This window comes from Streptomyces sp. LN549 (assembly GCF_043203805.1).
In the GTDB taxonomy this organism is placed as follows: domain Bacteria; phylum Actinomycetota; class Actinomycetes; order Streptomycetales; family Streptomycetaceae; genus Streptomyces.
The window spans coordinates 7,396,393-7,414,281 of record NZ_JAZHRI010000002.1 but is presented as its reverse complement, the minus strand read 5'-3'; the positions used below and the strand labels follow the sequence as shown (position 1 = coordinate 7,414,281).

Below are 17,889 nucleotides of genomic sequence, written 5' to 3'. Positions count from 1 at the left end.
AGGAACATGACCCCCAGCGCGAACGGCCGACGCAAGCCTCCCACCATCCACGACGTGGCACGTGAGGCGGGCATCTCGCGAGGAACCGTCTCCCGCTTCCTGAACGGGGGCCACTACGTCTCACCCGCCGCCCGCGCAGCGGTGGAGGCTGCCATCAAGAAGACCGGGTACGTGGTCAACCGGCATGCCCGCAGCCTGAGCACCGGACGTTCGGACTCGGTGGCCTTCCTTCTGACCGAGCCGCAGGAGAAGTTCTTCGAGGACCCCAACTTCAACGTGCTGCTGCGCGGCTGCACGGAGCACCTCGCCCGGCACGACATCCCGTTGCTGCTGATGCTCGCCTCCGCCAAGGACGACCGGCGCCGGCTGACCCGCTACATCACCTCGGGCCACGTCGACGGCGTCCTGCTGGTCTCCAGCCACAGCGGCGACCCGGTCGCCGTGGAGCTGCGCGACGCCGGAATCCCCCTGGTGGCCTGCGGCAAACCGCTCGGGCTGGGGTCCAAGGTCAGTTACGTGGCGGCCGACGACCGCGACGGCGCCCGGGAGATGGTCCGCTACCTCATCTCCGCCGGCCGCCGCCGCATCGGCATGATCACCGGCCCGCTCGACACCCCCGGCGGCACCGAGCGCCTGGCCGGCTACCGCGAGGTGCTCGACAGCGCGGGCCTGCCGTACGATCCGGCGCTGGTGGCCGAGGGCGACTACCGGCGCGCCGGCGGCGAGGAGGCGGCCCGCCTCCTCCTCGGCCGGGCACCGGACATGGACGCCGTGTTCGTCGCGTCCGACCTCATGGCCCAGGGGGTCATCTTCACCCTCCAGCAGGCCGGCCGTACCGTCCCGGACGACATCGCGGTCGGCGGCTTCGACGACTCCCCCGCAGCCACGGCGGTCAGTCCGGCGCTGACCACGATCCGCCAGCCCTGGGACCGCATCAGCGCCGAGATGGTCCGCATGCTGCTCACCCAGATCGCCGGTGAGGACACCGCGGCGGTGATACTCCCGACGTCACTGGTGATCCGCGACTCCGCATAGCCGGTACCGCGGCCCGCCGGCGACCGCACTCCCCGTGGGGCGCGGCGGGACCGCACGGGGCGGCCCGCCGCGCACCCGAGGGCGGGTCAGTCGCCGAGCACGACGGTGCGCGCCGCCGAGAAGTCGCCCCACTTCCCGTCGGGGAGTCTGGCTCGGATCTTCATCGAGTGGCGGGTGCCGCGCGGCTCGCCGACAGTGAGCCGGTAGCTCGCCCGGCCCACGGGCGGTTCGCCGCCCCAGACGATCGTGGTGGTGAGCCGGCCGTCCAGATAGAGCTGGTAGGCGGGTATCTTCTCGCCGGTCTCCGGCTGCTTCCAGTCCAGGTCCACGGCGTACTCCTTGCCCGCGGCGCTGCTCGTGATCCTCAGGTCCGTGGGGGCGGTACTGGCGGGCGCACCGGGGGCGGTCGCGGTGGTGAGGTCGAAGGTGTTGCTGTCGGACGACGAGGTGTCGGCCGCGTCGCGTGCGCGGACCGTGAAGGTGTAGACGGTGCCGGGGCGGAGCCCGGTCAGGCGGGCCGTGGTCTGCGTGCCGGGCACGCTGTGGATCCGGGAGCCTTCCTGGTAGATGTCGTACGAGGTGACGCCGACATCGTCCGTGGAGCCACCCCAGGACAGGGTCGCGGCCCTGCTGCCGTCGGCACTGCCACGCAGTCTCACCGGCCGGGTCGGGGCCTCGTGGTCGGCGGGGGTCGGCGCGGGGGTGGTGACGGCCGCGGCGGCGCTCGGCGCGGAGAGGTTCCCGGCGGCGTCGCGGGCGCGGACGGTGAAGGTGTACGCGGTCGAGGCGGTCAGCCCGTCGACGTCGATCATCACCTTTGCCGCCGGGACGGACTTGACCTTCCTGCCCTGCCGGTAGATCTCGTAGCCGGTGACGGCCTTGTCGTCGGTGGCGGGCTCCCACATCACGTGTGCGGAGGTGGCGCTGCTCGCCTGGGCGGTCACCCCGTGGGGCGCGGTCGGTTTTCCGGTGTCCGCCTCGGCCTCCGAGCCGCAGGCGGTGAGCGTGGCGAGGAGCAGGGCGGCGGAGCAGGCCAACGCGGCGGTTGCGTGGGGGCGTTGCACGGTGGTGCCTTCCATCCGACAGCAATGGTCCAGACCTGTATCGCATGGTGTGGGGGCTGCCGACAAGGGGACGGAGCGGAACGTTCCGCAATGTGCCGGTGTGCACCGCGGTTTGCGCCGCCGCACGTACCGTCGTCGGATGCCGTGCCCGGGAGGCGTGGCGCCGGGACTCCTGGACGGAGCTCCGGCCGGCGGTACCCGGTCACGCCGACCGGATCATTCTGCGGGAACACGTGGTGCGCCGGGCGATGAGTTCGGGGCGTCCAGGCAGTCTGCACAGGTATGAACACGCAGACGAACTCCGCCCCCCTCCTCGACCTCGAACCCGCGGCCCGGCAGATCGCCGGGATGCTCGACACCATCGACGACGCCCGACTGGCCGGACCGACCCCGTGCCCCGGTGTCACGGTGGGCGCGATGCTCGCCCATGTCGAAGGGCTGGCCGTGGCGTTTCGCGATGCCGCGCGCAAGGAGCTGGGAGCGACGACCGACACGGCGCCCTCCGTGGAGTCGGGGGTGCTGGCGGACGGGTGGCGCAGCACGCTGCCCGTAGCACTCGACGAGATGGTGGCGACCTGGCGCTCCCTCGATGCCTGGCAGGGCATGACCCGGGCGGGCAGCGTGGACCTGCCGGGCGAGGTGGCCGGCATGGTCGCGCTCAACGAGCTGGTGCTGCACGGCTGGGACCTGGCGAGGTCGACCGGGCAGCCGTACGGGGCCGAGGAGGCGCACCTGCGCAACACGCTGGCGCTGCTGGCCGACCTGGGCGACAACCCGCCGCCCACCTCCCCGTTCGGCCCGCCCGTCCCGGTCGCAGGCGACGCGCCGTTGCTGGACCGGGCGGTCGCCCGGAGCGGGCGGCGCCCGGACTGGCAGCCCGAGGGCTGAGCCCGGGACCCGGCCGGTTGCGGCTGGGTCCCGGGCCGGACCCCGTCAGCTGGTGAAGAACTCCGTGATCTGATGGGCGACCTGGTCGGCGTGGACCTGGTGCACCCGGTGGCCGCCGCCCAGGGTGATCAGATGACAGTCCGGGATCAACGTGGCCATGTCCTGCAGCCGCTCCTGCGGCATGGTGCTGGCCGGGCCGCCGGCGAGCATGAGCGTCGGGGCGACGATCTCACCGAGGCCCTCCTCCCACGCCGGGTCGGGGTCGGCAAGCTGGTTCCGTACGGCCGCGAGCACGGCCTCGTCGTAGTCGACCGGCCCGTCGGGCGGGACGTCGGGGCCGGCTGCCCCCGGGAACGGCGGCGGGGTCTCCACCAGCACCAGCCGCTCCACCCGGTCCGCGTGCATCTGAGCGAACAGATGTGCGACGACACCGCCCATGCCGTGGCCGACCAGGCCGACACGGTCGAGCTTGCACGCCTCGAGGAAGCCGAAGAGGTCGTCGAGCATCAGCTCGAAGTCGTACTCGTCCGGCCAGTCACTCTCCCCGTGGCCGCGCAGGTCCAGGCCGTACACCCGCCATTCCTGACCGAGCAGGCTCCCGGCCGCCTCCCAGCTCGCGGCGGAATCGGCGAGATCGTGCAGCAGCACGACCGGCGAGCCGAACGGGTCACCCCAGGTCCGGTACGCCAGACGCACTCCGCCGACATCCACAACAGACTGATCATCCATACCCCTGACGCTACAGCCGAATGAGGGAAGATCACTCCCGCGGCCTGGCAGGCTGGGACAGTGAAGCTCACCCCGCGTTCCCTGGTCAGCCCCCTCGCCGCCCTCGCCATGGCCGTCGCCATGCTGTCCGGCTGCACAGGGGCGGGGACCGGCACCTCGTCCGGCAAGGGGGCCGCCGGTGCCGGGCTCGACGATCCGGCGAAGAAGGACATCGCCATGCAACTGGTCTCCAGCGCGGAGAACTCGACCCTGGACTGGAAGGCCCAGTACACGTACATCCAGGACATCGGCGACGGCCGCGGGTACACGGCGGGCATCATCGGCTTCTGCTCCGGGACCGGCGACATGCTGAGCGTGGTCGAGCGGTACGCGAGGGCCCGGCCGGGAAATCCGCTGGAGCGGTTCCTGCCCGCCCTGCGGGCGGTCGAGGGGACCGACGCGCACACGGGACTCGGCCGTCCGTTCACCGAGGCATGGGCCGCGGCCGGCGGTGACGCGGCGTTCCGCACGGCCCAGGACACCGAGCGGGACCGGTCGTACTTCGACCCCGCGGTCAGGCAGGCGAAGGAGGACGGCCTGGGCGCGCTGGGCCAGTTCATCTACTACGACGCCTATGTGATGCACGGGGCCGGTGACACGGAGGGCACCGTCGGATTCCGTACGATGCGCCGCCAGGCCCTCGCCGCGGATGCCTCCCCCGCGGAGGGCGGCGACGAGGCGGCGTACCTCGACGCCTTCCTCGACGCCCGGGTCGCGGCGATCCGCAAGGAGCCCTCGCACACCGACACCAGCCGGGTCGAGACGGCCCAGCGGGTGTTCGTACGCCAGGGCAGGCTCGGTCTGGAGACACCGCTGCGATGGAAGGTGTACGACGACAGCTACACGATCAAGGATCCGGACGGTTCGTAAACCCATGATCGACGGGCGCGCGGAGCACTGACCGCGGGTTCTGTGTGCGCCGGTGCGCACCACGCGTGACCTGCGCTTTCACTTCCGAGGGACCGCCGGCCCCCAGCCGTGTCCGGGGCGCCTGCCGGCCCGTTGAGGCGGGCGGACGGCACACGCTTCGTGGGCCGGATCATCGAGGAGCTTTCGACATGATGAAGAAGATTCTGCTGGCCGCGGCCATGCTGACCGCCGGTCTGGGACTGGCCGTCTCGCCCGCCGCCCAGGCCGCCCCGAGCACGACCGCCGCGCACAGCGTCGAGGCGGCACCGGCCCAGGTCTGCACGGTCAACGACAACGGGGTGAACTTCCGCGGCGGACCCGGGACCGACTACCCCGTCCTGGGCCAGGTGAACCGGGGACAGAACCTCGACTACCGCGGCCAGCAGGGCAACTGGGTGATGGGTGACCTGTGGGGCGGCCCCACGGGCGTCTGGATCCACGTGGCCTATCTGGACTGCTGAGCCTTCGTTCCGCCGCCCCGCACCGACCGCTCCGGCGCCCGGTGCGGGGCCTCCGTGTTTCCAGGGCGCGCCCAACTCGCCGGTGTCGAAGGGGTGTACGACCGTCGTTCGACTCTGATAGGAAAGCTTCCTAACAGAACCATCGGAACGACGAACTCCCTTGGAGGACTGGTGCACGCTCCCCACAAGCGCACCGTACGTCGCAACAACCGATCCGTGCGCGTCGCACTCGTCGCGCTCGGCCTGACCCTCACGGCGATCCCCGCCACGGCCTTCGCCGGCACCGATTCCGCCCCCACGGCGGTTCACCACCAGGAGGCAGCCGCGACCGGGCTCGACGATCCGGCGAAGAAGGACATCGCCATGCAACTGGTCTCCAGCGCGGAGAACTCCTCACTGGACTGGAAGGCGCAGTACGGCTACATCGAGGACATCGGTGACGGCCGCGGCTACACGGCGGGCATCATCGGCTTCTGCTCCGGCACCGGCGACATGCTCGATCTCGTGGAGCTCTACACCCAGCGGGAGCCGGGCAATCCGCTCGCCGAGTACCTACCCGCCCTGCGTGACGTGGATGGCACCGATTCGCACGAGGGCCTCGACCCCGGCTTCAGCGACGCCTGGGAGACGGCTGCCGGGGATCCGGCGTTCCAGCAGGCACAGAACGACGAGCGCGACCGGGTGTACTTCGACCCGGCGGTCAGCCGCGGCAAGAGCGACGGGCTGGGCACGCTCGGCCAGTTCGCGTACTACGACGCCATCGTGATGCACGGCGACGGCGGCGACAGCACGAGCTTCGGCTCCATCCGCAAGCGTGCTCTCGCGAAGGCGAAGCCGCCGGCCCAGGGCGGTGACGAGGTCGCCTACCTCAACGCCTTCCTGGACGCGCGGGTCTGGGCCATGCAGCAGGAGGAGGCCCACTCGGACACCAGCCGGGTGGACACCGCCCAGCGGGTCTTCCTGGACGAAGGCAATCTGAACCTGGACCCGCCGCTCGACTGGAAGGTGTACGGCGACAGCTTCCACATCGGCTGACGCACCCGGGCCGGAATCCGGCCGTGGCGCGTGCGGCCGCCCTCCCGGGCGGAACCGTACGCGCCACGGCTCTGTGTCGGATCGTCAGTGCACGCCCACCGGACTCGCGTTGACCGAATCCTGACCCTGGGAGTCCGGCTCCGCCTCGGTGTCCGGCTTCCGGCCCAGGTGGTTGAAGGCCAGGTTGAGCACGATCGCCACGACGCACCCGGTCGAGATCCCCGAGTCGAGGACGACGAGCAGGTCCTTCGGGAAGGCGTGGTAGAACTCCGGCGCCGCGATCGGGATCAGCCCGACGCCCACGGCGGCCGCCACGATCAGTGCGTTCTCGCCCTTCTCCAGTGCGGCGGTGGCCAGCGTCTGGATGCCGCTCGCCGCGACCGAGCCGAAGAGCACGATGCCCGCGCCGCCCAGTACCGGCAGCGGCACCAGCGCGATGACGGACGCGGCCACCGGGCACAGGCCGAGCAGGATGAGGATGCCACCGCCCGCGGCGACCACGAAGCGGCTGCGGACCTTCGTCATCGCGACCAGTCCGATGTTCTGGGCGAAGGCGCTGCACATGAAGCCGTTGAACAGCGGGCTGATGGCACTGCCCAGGGTGTCGGCGCGCAGGCCGCCCTCGATGGTCCGCTCGTCGGCCGGCCGGTCGACGATCTTGCCGAGGGCCAGCATGTCCGCGGTCGACTCGGTCATGCAGACCAGCATCACGATGCACATCGAGACGATCGCTGCGATCTCGAACTGCGGTGCCCCGAAATGGAAGGGGGTGGGGAAGCCGACGACATCGGCGTCCTTGATGGCTCCGAAGTCGGTGATGCCGACGGGGATCGCGATCAGTGTGCCGACGACGAGCCCGAGCAGGATCGCGATCTGCTGGAGGAAACCGCGCAACAGCTTCCGCAGGGCGAGAACGATCACCAGGGTGACCGCCGCCATCGTGATGTTGGTGGTGGAACCGTAGTCGTCGGCCGTGGCGTTGCCGCCCTGGGACCAGTTGAAGGCGACCGGCAGCAGCGAGATGCCGATCAGGGTGATGACCGTGCCGGTGACGACGGGCGGGAAGAAGCGGACCAGTTTGCAGAAATAGGGGGCGAGGACGAAACCGAGGAGGCTGGCGACGATGATCGCACCGAAGATCACGGCGATGCCGTCGTGTCCGCGGTCCTTGCCGATCGCCACCATCGGCGTCACCCCGGCGAACGAGACCCCGTTGACGAACGGCAGCCGGGCGCCTATTCGCCAGAAGCCGAGCGTCTGGAGAAGGGTGGCTATCCCCGCGGTGAACAGGCTCGCCCCCATCAGGAAGGCGGTCTCCTTGGCGGTGAGGCCCACGGCGGGTCCCACGATCATGGGCGGGGCCACCACGCCCGCGTACATCGCGGCCACGTGCTGCAGACCGCTGGTGAACATCTTGAATGGGGGGAGCGTCTCGTCGACCGGATGATTCCGGTCGGACGGGGCCGTTACCGGCTCGCCGTCGGGGTCGGGTGCTGCACTTGCGTCATTGCGAAACCTGGGCGTAGCTGCCACGGCGGTTCCTCCGGTCGGGTACACGTCTGCGGCGACGTGGGTATCAGGGAGGTGGTGCCGGGACCGGTCGCCGGGACATGTACCAGAAGTGTCCGCCGGACCGGGCCCCGTGTGGTGAGTTGATGCAGGTGGGGCAGGTCGTGCAGCTGGTGCGGCAGCTCGGATCACCGGTGCGGGAGGCGCGTACGTCTGGGCACGCGCCTCCCGTACCGGTTGCCGTGGACCCCGCTCGGGTCCACGGCGGCCGACCGAGGGCCGTCCCCCTCGGCCGGCCGGTATCGGGGGGTGCCGGGCCGACGACCTCTCAGGCCCCGGCGGCGATCTGCGCGAGGCGGCGGGCCTCGTCGCGGGTGGCGCGGGCGATGGCGTCCTCGTCCGCGGTGATCAGGTGGTTGGACTCGACGACCGGCTTGCCGTTGACGAGCGAGAGGGTGACGGGGGCCGCGGCGCCGAAGACCAGGGCGGTCACCGGGTCGGCGATCGAGGCGTGCGCCAGGGTGTCCAGCTTCCAGAGGACCAGGTCGGCGAGCTTGCCGGGCTCCAGGGATCCGATCTGGTCTGCGCGGCCGAGGACCTGGGCGCCGCCGTACGTACCCAGGCGCAGGGCCTGACGGGCGTTCAGGGCGCGCTCGCGGTGCGGTCCGAGGCGGTTGATGAGGAGGGCGTTGCGCAGTTCGGTGTGGAGTTCGCCGGACTCGTTGGAGGCGGTGCCGTCGACACCGAGGCCGACCGGGACGCCCGCGGCAAGCATGTCCGGGACCCGGGCGATGCCCGCGGCGAGGCGGGCGTTGGAGGACGGGCAGTGCGCGACGCCGGTGCCGGTGCGGGCGAACGCGGCGATGTCGGAGTCGTTCATGTGGACGCAGTGCGCCATCCACACGTCGGCCCCGAGCCAGCCGGTCGACTCGAAGTAGTCGGTCGGGCCCATGCCGAACAGCTCGTGGCAGAACTTCTCCTCCTCCACCGTCTCCGAGCCGTGGGTGTGCAGCCGCACTCCCCGTCGGCGCGCCAACTCGGCGCCCTCACGCATCAGTTCGGTGGAAACGGAGAAGGGGGAACAGGGCGCGACGGCGATCTGGGTCATCGCGTCGAAGGAGGCGTCGTGGTGTGCGTCGATGGTCGCCTCGGTGGCGGCCAGTGCGCCTTCGAGGCTCTCCACCGCGAAGTCCGGCGGCAGTCCGCCGTCCTTCTCGCTGCGGTCCATGGAGCCGCGGGCGAGTGTGAACCGTACGCCCATGTCGCGGGCGGCGCCGATGATCGCGCCGGACAGGTCGCCGGAGCCCTTCGGGTAGACGTAGTGGTGGTCCATGGCGGTGGTGACACCGCCGCGGGCCATCATGGCGAGCGAGCCCTGCGCGGCGGTGCGGGCCATCGGCTCGTCGATGCGCGCCCAGGTCGGGTACAGCGCGACCAGCCACTCGAAGAGGTTGTGGTCGGTGGCCAGGCCGCGGGTGATCCACTGGTAGAAGTGGTGATGCGTGTTGATCAGACCGGGCGTGACGAGGTGCCCGGTGCCGTCGATCCTGCGTACGACGTTGTCCAGGCCCTCCGGTGCCCGGCCGGCGCCGACGGACTCGATACGGTTGCCCGCGACGACGACATGACCCGAGGCGTACTCGGTGTCGTCTGCGTCGACGGTCGCGATCGAGCAGTTCTCGATGACGATGCGTTCCACTCGGTCGGACGCTGCCGGTGCTGCCATGGTGCTTCCTTCTCTCATCAGCGATGCGGGCACGGCAGGACCCTAGGAGGATTTGAGTGCCACAGCCGAGCGGCTGTGGGTGCCGAGATGGTGTGGACATGTTGCCCCGGCCGGTCCCCGTCCGCCTTGGACGGGACGAGAACCGGCGCGGCGCCGCGTCAGAGGTTGGTCATGTCCACCGGGATCTGCGGCTCGACGCCGTCGCGCAGCACGGTGGCCTCGATGAGGCCGTACGGACGGTCGGCCGCGAAGTAGACCTCATTGTCGTTCTTGAGGCCGAACGGCTCCAGATCCACCAGGAAGTGGTGGTTGTTCGGCAACGAGAAGCGGATCTCGTCGATCTCACTGCGGCTGTTGATGACCCGCGAACCCATCTGGTAGAGGGTCTGCTGGAGGGAGAGGGAGTACGTCTCGGCGAACGCCTGCAGGATGTGCTTCTTGGCCTGCTCGTACGACTTCTCCCAGTGGGGCATCCGGTCGGCGTCGCTGGTCCAGTTGTAGCGCCAGGCGGCGGCGACGTCGGTGCACAGGATGCGGTCGTACGCCTCCTGGAGCGTCGTGTACTTGTCCTTGACGTAACCCCAGAACTCCGAGTTGGTGGAGTTCATGACCGTGAGGTCCTTCAGACCGGAGATGATCTCCCACTTCTCGCCGTCGAAGGTGACCTGCGTGGTGCGCAGTTCCTGGCCCTTGCGGGCGAAGGAGTGGTTGACCTCGTCCGATCCGATGAACCGGGAGTTGCTGTCCGAGGTGGCGATCCGCTCCCAGGTGTACTCCTGGATGCGGATGCGGGCGACCTTGATCGGCTCCTGCGACGTCACGAAGTGCCGGGCGAGGTGGATGCCGAACTGCTCGGCGGACTCGATGCCGTGCTTCTTGGCGAACGCGAACACCGTGTTCTTGGTGGTGTCCGTGGGCAGGACGTTGGCGTTGGAGCCGGAGTAGTGCACGTCGTCCATGTCGCCGGAGAGGGCGACCGAGACGTTCAGGTCCTTGATGTGGTGGGTGTCGCCGTCCCGCGTGATCCTGACGACGCGGTTCTCTGCTTTGCCGTACTGGTTCTGGCCGAGAATCGTGGGCATGTGTCTGCTAGCTCCCTCGGTATACGGAGTAGCCGAACGGGTTGAGCAGCAGCGGTACGTGATAGTGCTCGCCCGGGGTGACGGCGAACGTGATCGCCACCTCCGGGAAGAACGCGCCGCTGTCCCTTACGCGGGGGGCGTCCTGCTGCGCCTCGGCTTGCTTCTTGCTGGCGAAGTACGACTCGGTCTCGAAGTCGAGCCGTACATGGGTGGTGCCTTCCGGCAGGGCCGGCAGGTCCTTGCAGCGCCCGTCCGCATCGGTCGCGGATCCGCCGAGCGCCACCCACTGCGCTTCGCTGCCCGTGCGGGCGGCGAGCGAGACGGGGACGGCCGCGGCGGGACGGCCGATGCTGGTGTCCAGGATGTGGGTGGACACCGATGCGGTGGCGAAGGTGCTCAAGACCTTCACTCTCCTTCTGTTACGAGCTCTTACGAGTCTTCCGTGACGAGACGGGTGAGGCGGATGCGGTTGATCTTGCCCAGTTCGGTGCGCACGATCGCGCGTTCCTGCTCGGGCGAGTTCCCGATCCGGGACTTCACCGCGTCGCGCATCTGCTCACCGGTCGCCCCGGTGGCGCAGATCAGGAAGACATGTCCGAACCGCTCCTGGTAGGCCAGGTTGAGTTCGAGCATCTCGGCCTTGAGCTCCTCGGTGGCGCCGGCCATCCCCCGCTGTTCGCGGGAGGAGGTCGGGTCCCCGGGCTTCGGGCGGCCGATCGGCGGGTGACCGGCCATGGCGTCGGCCAGGTCCTGCGCGCCGAGTGCCGCCGTGGCGGTGTCGCTCGCGGAGAACAGGGCTTCTGCGGTGTCGTACGGGCGAAGGGAGAGGATCGCTCTTCCCCAGGCCGCACTGGCACAGACCTCGTGCAGCGCGGTGGCCGCCTCGTCGTCCGCCAGGGTGTTGAACCGGGCGAGGCCCGGTGTGGAGCTCGAAGTCACGGGAGCCTCCGTGGCTGTTCTTCGCTGTGCGTCGGTCGGGCTGCGGATAGCTAACGCCCTCCACAACACCACGTCAACACTTTGTTGAAATTCCGTTCATGTAAAAAGCCGTCGCCCGATGATCCGGACGACGGCCCGCACGTTCATGTGCCGTTTACATGCACCCGATGGCCCAACTACGCGCCCTTGGTGCCGTTTTCCCTGTTCAGGTAGTTGTAGACGGTGAAACGGCTGACCCCCAGGGCCCCCGCCACCGTCTCGACGCCGTGCCGCACCGAGAAGGCACCGCGTGCCTCCAGGGTCCGTACGACCTCCTGCTTGGTCCTGCGGTCCAGTTCGGCGAGCGGCTTGCCGTGCCGGCGCTCCATCGCGGCCAGGATGTGGTCCAGCGAGTCGGAGAGCTGTGGCAGCCGGACGGCTATGACGTCGACGCCCTCCCAGGCCAGTACGACATCGTCGGCCTGCGCCTGCTCGGGGCCGAGCAGCTCGGCGCCCATGGCGTCGACGAGCGGCTTGACGGCGCTGACGAGGGGGTGGTCCGCAGGCCCGGTCACTTCGGGTCCTCCCCGATGACGTTGACCTGGAGCGAGACCCGGGTGGCACCGGATGCCAGGGTCTTGCGCAGCAGGGAGTCCACCGCGGCGAGCACCTCGTCGGCGACGCCCTCCGCCGTGTTGCCGAAGGGGCCGACGTCGACCGCGTCCAGTTCGGCCGACTGGATGACCTCGCGGGCCACGACCGCGTGGGCCGGTGCCTCGTCGAGATCGAAGGGCTCGGTGGTGAACTCCACTCTCAAGCGCACTGTGCCTCCAAATGCCTCGCACCGCGTCCGGGGCGACCCGCGGCTCGGGCACGACCCTAACGGACCGGCGCGGCCCCGCACGGTCTACAGCGGCAGGACGCAGACCGCGGCCGGGGCGGGGAACGGGGTCCCGGCCGGGTTCAGCGCGCCGGTGTCCGCTTCGACCCGGAAGGCGGTGACCGTGCCGGAGCGCTGGTTGGCGGCGAAGAGGAGGGACCCGTCCGGCGAGAAGGCTGTGTGCCGGGGGAAGTCGCCGCCGACCGGCACGGTGTCCAGCAGCCGCAGCGTCGCCCCGCCGTCCTCGACGGCGTACCGGGTGAGGCTGTTGTGCCCCCGGTTGGCGAGGTAGGCGAAGCGGCCGTCGCCGGTGACCAGGAGCTGGGCGGGGTAGCTGGTGCCCTCGCCCGTTCCGGTGGACTGCGGGGTGCCCGGTGTCAGGGCGCCGGTGGCGGGGTCGTAGCCGCAGACGACGACCGTGTTGTCGAGCTCGCAGGCGAGGTAGGCGTGACGGCCGTCCGGATGGAAGGTGAGGTGGCGCGGGCCTGCGCCCGGGCGCAGTGCTGCGTACGAGAGCTGCTCCAGGGTGCCGTGGTCCTCGTCGAGCCGGTAGGTGTACACCGTGTCGTTGCCCAGGTCGACGGCGAGGATGTGGCCGCCGTCGGGGGCCGTGACGATCTGGTGGGCGTGGGGGCCGTCCTGGCCCGGTCCGGGCGCGGGCGTGGTGTGGGCTACCAGGTCCGTGCGCTCCCCCACCGATCCGTCGGCGGCGAGCGGGTGCACGGCGACGCTGCCGGAGGTGTAGTTGGCGCTGAACAGCCACCGCCCGCCCGGGTGGACCGAGAGGTGGCAGGGGCCTGCGCCGCCGGTGGACTGCGTCCCCAGCACCCGGAAGGTGTCACCGGCGAGCGCCACGGCGGTGACGCCGCCGTTCTCCTGCTCGTCGACGGCGTAGAGCGTGCCGCCGTTGGGGTGCGGCGCGAGGTAAGAGGGGTTCTCGACGCCGGTGACGACGGTGCGGGAGGTGATGCCGCCCGTTGCCGTGTCGTACGAGGCGACGCCGATGCCGGTGCCGCCCGGGCTGGTCGAGGTGTAGGTGCCCAGGAAGAGCGTTCCGGTCCGGCGTGCCCCGTGCTTCGCGGGGTGCGGCGTGGAACCGGGGCGGGTTTCACGGCGGGGAAGCGTGGGGGCGGCGGCGAGGGCACCGCCCGCCAGGAGTGCTCCGAGGACGGTGCGGCGGCTGGTGGGGGAGGTCATGCGAGGCACCTCGTGGGGTCGGTGACGTCGGATGTGTCAGCCACAGTGGCCTTCCCCGATGGCCCGCGCAAGAGACGCACCGGCCATTGCGCAGGGCGCAACAGGGGGCAACGGTGTGGCGGAACGGTGGGCCGGGCGCGCGGGGCATGCGGGGCGGGTGACGCCGGGGTCAGTCGCCGGACTGGATGTCGCCGCGGGTGGACGACGTGATCGGGTCTCCCTGGGCGAAGTCCCCCGGCGGGATCCCCGGGTGGTGTCCGCCCTCCACGGGCTCCACGGCGGCCGCCGGGCCGAGGGCCAGGCGGGAGACGATCCGGTAGCGGTCACCGCGGTAGAGCGAGTGCACGTACTCCACGGGGCAGCCGGTGGTGTCCGAGGTCAGCCGCTCGAAGAGCAGGGCCGGCGAGAGCTCCGGCACGTCCAGGAGCCGGGCCTCGGCCCGGGTCACCACGGTGGGCTCGATGGCCTGGACCGCTTCGTGGACGTGCACGTCGTGGCGCTCGCGCAGATGCTCGTACAGGTCGCCGTTCTCCAGCTCCTGGGCGGACAGACCGGGCACCAGCTCGGCCCTGATGTGCAGATGCTCGATGGCCATCGGGGCGCCGTCGACCAGCCGCAGCCGGGCGACGTACACGATCTCCCCGGCGGGCGACATACGCAGTTTGCGGCCGACCCTGGCGCCGGCCTGGAGGGTGGTGAACTCCAGCAGCCGGCTCGACCAGGTCCCCGCCGCCTGCGGGACCGACAGCGCCAGGTCGGCCGAGACCAGCTCCTGAGTGATCTTCGCGGGGGCGACGAACATGCCGCGGCCGTGCTCGCGCACCAGGAGGCCGACTGCCACCAGCTCGTCGATCGCGGCGCGCAGGGTGGGGCGGGACACGCCGAGGGTGGCGCACAGCGCACGCTCCGAAGGGATGGCGTCTCCTGGGCGGCGCGACTCGATCAGCTCCAGCACGGCGTCGCGGGCCCTCTCCCGTTTGAGCACCGTCCCCGATGCGTCGGCGTCCATGCGCTGCCCCCTCCTGACACTTCACATTCTTACCAGTTGAGCGACCAGTCCGGCCAACTGGGCTACTGGTCAAGGGAAGTGTAGCCGGTCCGGCGGGATTCACCACCGGACAGATTTCCGCTAGATCACTAAAACCCGTTGCCACCAAGGGGGTTGACGACCCCATTGGTCTATGCCACCTTCATCCACCATCAAGAGGTGAGCTGTCCAGTGGGCTTCACTGGTCAGGTGGTCAGGTCCTGTCTCCCAGAGGTGAACCGTGAAGTACCGCTTGCTTGCCGGTGGGTCCGCGCTCGTGATGGCCGCCGTTCTCAGTGCCTGCAGCTCGTCGTCCGACTCGGCCGGGAAGTCCGGTGACGGGCCGACGGACATCGACGTGTGGCTGATGCGCGACAGCGTCTCCGCCGAATTCCAGAAGGAGTTCGTGAAGGGCTTCGAGGCCGCACACCCCACGATCGAGGTCCGGGTCCAGATCCAGGAGTGGGACGGCATCGGCGAGAAGATCACCGCAGCGCTGGCCAGCAACGACGCACCCGACGTGATCGAGAGCGGCAACACCCAGGTCGCGCAGTTCGCGCAGAGCGGCGGCCTGCTCGACCTGAGCGACAAGGTCGACGAACTGAACGGCAAGGACTGGCTCAAGGGGCTCGCCGAGCCGGGGGCGTACGAGGGCAAGCAGTACGGCATCCCGTACTACGCGGCCAACCGCGTCGTCATCTACCGCACCGACCTGTTCGAGAAGGCGGGGGTCGACGCGTCCGCGATCAAGACGCGCGAGCAGTGGATCGAGGCCACCGGCAAGCTCAACAAGGATGGCACGCAAGGCATTTATCTGCCCGGGCAGATGTGGTACGCACTGGCCGGCTTCGTCTGGGACGAGGGCGGCGACCTCGCCACCGAGTCCGGCGGGAAGTGGAAGGGCGCACTGGACACCCCCGAGGCGCTGCGCGGGATGGAGTTCTACGGGCAGCTCCAGGCGCTCGGCAAGGGACCGAAGGACTCCGACGAGGACGATCCGCCGCAGGCCGATGTGATGGCCCAGGGGAAGGTGGCCCAGGTGATCTCGACCCCGGGCGGCGCCAATGTCGTCATGGAGAAGAACCCGGAACTGAAGGGCAAGCTCGCCTTCTTCCCGATCCCGGGCAAGAGCGCGGACACCCCGGGTGCCGTCTTCACCGGCGGCTCCGACCTGGTGATTCCCACGGCGTCCGGCAAGCAGGAGGCCGCGCTGACCTTCATCAAGGAACTCACCGGTGACACCTGGCAGAAGAAGCTGGCCGTGGCCATGAGCTACGTACCGAACCGCACGACGCTCGCCTCGGCCGTGGCGGACGATCCGGGGGCCGCGGCAATGGCGGCCGGTGCGGCGAACGGGCACGCGACGCCCAACACGCCCGGCTGGGCCGCCGTCGAGGCGGAGAACCCGATCAAGGACTACATGGCGGCCGTCCTCACCGGCGGCGACCCGGCCAAGGAGGCCGCCAAGGCCTCCGGCGACATCACCCGGGCCATGAACACCGGTTCCTGAGCCCCCTTCCCCGCCCGATCGCCCGACCATCGAGAGGAGGCGTGCCGTGTCGGTCATCCGGGAACGGACCGCACCCCCCAGCCGCCTGCGCCGCCCGGCGACCGGCACGGCAGGACCGCCGCGCCGGCGGCGGTCCGGGGAGCCGCGCGGCCTCTGGCCGTACGCCCTGATCGCACCCGCCCTGGGCGGCATGCTCTATCTGCTCGTCTACCCGCTCCTGCGGGCCGTGCTGATCTCGCTGCAGGACTTCCGGCTGCGCCAGCTGATCATGGGCGACGCGGAGTTCGTCGGACTGCGCAACTACCGGACGCTGCTGTCCGACCCGCGGTTCTGGGAGGTGGTCCGGCGCACCTTCCTGTTCATGGCGGTCAACGTGGTCCTGATCATGGTGATCGCGACCCTGGTCGCGCTGATGACCGAGCGGCTGGGCCGGTTCGGACGCACCGTGGTGCTCAGTTCGCTGGTGCTGGCGTGGGCGATGCCGGTGGTCGCGGCCACCACGGTCTTCCAGTGGCTGTTCCACTCCGAGTTCGGCATCGTCAACCGGCTGCTGACCGAGGCCGGGTTCTCCTCCTTCGACCGCTACCCGTGGTTCGCGCACGGTACCGCCGCCTTCTCGATCCTCGTCCTGCTGATCGTCTGGCAGTCGGTTCCGTTCGCGGCGATCACCGTCTACTCGGCGCTCACCACGGTCCCCGCGGAGCTGTACGAGTCGGCGCGGCTGGACGGGGCGTCCGGCTCCCGGATCTTCCGCTCGGTCACCTTCCCGATACTCCGGCCCATCTTCCTGCTGGTCTTCTCGCTCGAAGTCATCTGGACGTTCAAGGCGTTCGTCCAGATCTGGGTGATGACCCGCGGGGGTCCGGGCGACGCCACGACGATCCTGCCCGTGTACGCGGTGCAGAAGGCACTCGCGGGGCAGCGCTACGACCTGGGCTCGGCGGCCTCGATGCTCACCGTGGTCCTGATGTCCGGGGTGCTCGTCCTCTACTTCCGCCAGATGTTCCGTCAGGAGGACGAGTACCGATGAGCCTGCTGCACCCGAGAGTCCGGCGGATCCCGCTGAACGCCGCCGCCGTACTGACCGTCCTGGTCTGCCTGTTCCCCGTCTACTGGATGATCTCGACCGCGTTCAACCGTCGCGGGACATCCAGTCCGCCGATCCGAAGCTCTTCCCGCACACCTGGACGCTCGAACACTTCCGCACGGCCGTGCAGGCCGACGGGTTCGAGCTGTTCTGGCGCAACAGCATCCTGGTGACGCTCAGCTCGATCCTCCTGGCGCTGCTGGTCGCCATCGGCTCGGCGTATGCCGTGGCCAGGATGCGGTGGAAGGGCCGGCGGCAGTTCATGCTCATGGTCTTCATCGCCCAGATGGCGCCCTGGGAGTCGCTGATCATCCCGATCTACATCATCTCCCGCGACACGGACATGCTCGACCGGCTGCCGACACTCACGCTCGTCTACTTCATGGTCACGCTGCCGTTCTCGATCGTGGTGCTGCGCGGCTTCATCGCCACCATTCCGCCGGAGCTGGAGGAGGCCGCGCAGGTCGACGGGTGCACCCGGACCGGTGCCTTCCGTCGGGTGGCGCTGCCGCTGCTCGCGCCGGGGCTGATGGCGACCTCGCTGTTCGGGTTCATCACCGCGTGGAACGAGTTCGCGTACGCCAACTTCCTGATCATCAAGCACCAGGACAGCCGCACACTGCCGGTCTGGCTGTCGTCGTTCCAGAACACCTTCGGCACCGACTGGGGCGCCACCATGGCCGCCTCGACCCTCTTCGCCCTGCCCGCGCTGGTCGTCTTCCTGCTGCTCCAGCGCCATGTCACCTCCGGCTTCGCGGCCGGCGCCGTCAAGGGCTGAAGCCCGAGATCCGAA

At 70.0% G+C, this 17,889-nt stretch carries 18 protein-coding genes and 1 pseudogene; 8 read left to right on the top strand and 11 right to left on the bottom strand.

The genetic code is table 11. From position 1 onward, the window contains the following. Positions 1-6 precede the first annotated feature (6 nt). On the top strand, positions 7-1,035 hold the full coding sequence (locus SH922_RS33105; protein WP_393062238.1) for a LacI family DNA-binding transcriptional regulator: 1,029 nt from the start codon (positions 7-9) through the stop codon (positions 1,033-1,035). Positions 1,036-1,121: 86 nt separating this feature from the next. On the opposite strand, the gene SH922_RS33100 is transcribed toward SH922_RS33105, so the two are convergent. Further along, on the bottom strand, positions 1,122-2,114 hold the full coding sequence (locus tag SH922_RS33100; protein WP_393062237.1) for a fibronectin type III domain-containing protein: 993 nt from the start codon (positions 2,112-2,114) through the stop codon (positions 1,122-1,124). Positions 2,115-2,381: 267 nt separating this feature from the next. Here SH922_RS33100 and SH922_RS33095 point away from each other — a divergent pair, with 267 nt between their 5' ends. Beyond that, positions 2,382-2,987: a TIGR03086 family metal-binding protein gene (locus SH922_RS33095; RefSeq protein ID WP_393062236.1), complete on the top strand. Its 606-nt coding sequence runs from the start codon at positions 2,382-2,384 to the stop codon at positions 2,985-2,987. Positions 2,988-3,032: 45 nt separating this feature from the next. On the opposite strand, the gene SH922_RS33090 is transcribed toward SH922_RS33095, so the two are convergent. Continuing rightward, positions 3,033-3,716 carry an alpha/beta fold hydrolase gene (locus SH922_RS33090; protein WP_393062235.1) on the bottom strand — a complete coding sequence of 228 codons (684 nt, stop codon included), beginning with the start codon at positions 3,714-3,716 and terminating at the stop codon, positions 3,033-3,035. 108 nt (positions 3,717-3,824) lie between these two features. Between SH922_RS33090 and SH922_RS33085 the strand changes: the two genes are divergently transcribed. The 3 genes from SH922_RS33085 (at position 3,825) to SH922_RS33075 (ending at position 6,160) form a co-directional block, all read left to right on the top strand. Further along, entirely contained in the window at positions 3,825-4,625 is an 801-nt protein-coding gene (locus tag SH922_RS33085; RefSeq protein WP_393063752.1) for a chitosanase, read from the top strand. A gap of 188 nt (positions 4,626-4,813) precedes the next feature. Next, a complete protein-coding gene (locus SH922_RS33080; protein ID WP_393062234.1) occupies positions 4,814-5,125 on the top strand; it encodes an SH3 domain-containing protein in 312 nt (103 codons plus the stop codon). 171 nt (positions 5,126-5,296) lie between these two features. Continuing rightward, a complete protein-coding gene (locus SH922_RS33075) occupies positions 5,297-6,160 on the top strand; it encodes a chitosanase (RefSeq protein WP_393062233.1) in 864 nt (287 codons plus the stop codon). An 84-nt stretch (positions 6,161-6,244) separates the two neighbouring features. Here SH922_RS33075 and SH922_RS33070 read toward each other — a convergent pair whose 3' ends face one another. The 9 genes from SH922_RS33070 to SH922_RS33030 all read right to left on the bottom strand — a co-directional run bounded on the left by SH922_RS33070 (position 6,245) and on the right by SH922_RS33030 (position 14,481). Then, complete coding sequence (locus tag SH922_RS33070; RefSeq protein ID WP_393062232.1) at positions 6,245-7,693, bottom strand: nucleobase:cation symporter-2 family protein; 1,449 nt, start codon at positions 7,691-7,693, stop codon at positions 6,245-6,247. A gap of 304 nt (positions 7,694-7,997) precedes the next feature. Further along, positions 7,998-9,395, bottom strand: coding sequence for an 8-oxoguanine deaminase (locus SH922_RS33065; RefSeq protein WP_393062231.1), 1,398 nt, complete (start codon positions 9,393-9,395; stop codon positions 7,998-8,000). 158 nt (positions 9,396-9,553) lie between these two features. Next, positions 9,554-10,477 carry a factor-independent urate hydroxylase gene (gene pucL, locus SH922_RS33060; RefSeq protein ID WP_393062230.1) on the bottom strand — a complete coding sequence of 308 codons (924 nt, stop codon included), beginning with the start codon at positions 10,475-10,477 and terminating at the stop codon, positions 9,554-9,556. Positions 10,478-10,484: 7 nt separating this feature from the next. Beyond that, positions 10,485-10,877, bottom strand: coding sequence for a hydroxyisourate hydrolase (uraH, locus tag SH922_RS33055; RefSeq protein WP_393062229.1), 393 nt, complete (start codon positions 10,875-10,877; stop codon positions 10,485-10,487). Positions 10,878-10,906: 29 nt separating this feature from the next. Continuing rightward, positions 10,907-11,416: a 2-oxo-4-hydroxy-4-carboxy-5-ureidoimidazoline decarboxylase gene (uraD, locus tag SH922_RS33050; RefSeq protein ID WP_393062228.1), complete on the bottom strand. Its 510-nt coding sequence runs from the start codon at positions 11,414-11,416 to the stop codon at positions 10,907-10,909. Between the two features lie 176 nt (positions 11,417-11,592). Further along, positions 11,593-11,970: a helix-turn-helix domain-containing protein gene (locus SH922_RS33045; RefSeq protein WP_393062227.1), complete on the bottom strand. Its 378-nt coding sequence runs from the start codon at positions 11,968-11,970 to the stop codon at positions 11,593-11,595. Further along, the gene (locus SH922_RS33040) at positions 11,967-12,218 is read right to left on the bottom strand and encodes a hypothetical protein (protein ID WP_393062226.1); all 252 of its coding nucleotides are present in this window, start codon (positions 12,216-12,218) and stop codon (positions 11,967-11,969) included. The genes SH922_RS33045 and SH922_RS33040 overlap by 4 nt, the downstream gene beginning before the upstream one ends. Before the next feature lie 84 nt (positions 12,219-12,302). Further along, positions 12,303-13,472, bottom strand: coding sequence for a lactonase family protein (locus tag SH922_RS33035; protein ID WP_393062225.1), 1,170 nt, complete (start codon positions 13,470-13,472; stop codon positions 12,303-12,305). A gap of 169 nt (positions 13,473-13,641) precedes the next feature. Beyond that, complete coding sequence (locus SH922_RS33030; protein ID WP_393062224.1) at positions 13,642-14,481, bottom strand: GntR family transcriptional regulator; 840 nt, start codon at positions 14,479-14,481, stop codon at positions 13,642-13,644. Positions 14,482-14,740: 259 nt separating this feature from the next. On the opposite strand from SH922_RS33030, the gene SH922_RS33025 reads away from it, so the two are divergent. The 3 genes and pseudogenes from SH922_RS33025 to SH922_RS33015 all read left to right on the top strand — a co-directional run bounded on the left by SH922_RS33025 (position 14,741) and on the right by SH922_RS33015 (position 17,874). Then, positions 14,741-16,009, top strand: coding sequence for an extracellular solute-binding protein (locus SH922_RS33025; RefSeq protein WP_393062223.1), 1,269 nt, complete (start codon positions 14,741-14,743; stop codon positions 16,007-16,009). Between the two features lie 46 nt (positions 16,010-16,055). Beyond that, positions 16,056-17,039: a carbohydrate ABC transporter permease gene (locus SH922_RS33020; RefSeq protein WP_393062222.1), complete on the top strand. Its 984-nt coding sequence runs from the start codon at positions 16,056-16,058 to the stop codon at positions 17,037-17,039. After that, positions 17,036-17,874 (top strand): annotated as a pseudogene (locus SH922_RS33015) (carbohydrate ABC transporter permease). Before SH922_RS33020 ends, SH922_RS33015 begins: the two are co-directional and overlap by 4 nt. Positions 17,875-17,889: the final 15 nt, after the last annotated feature.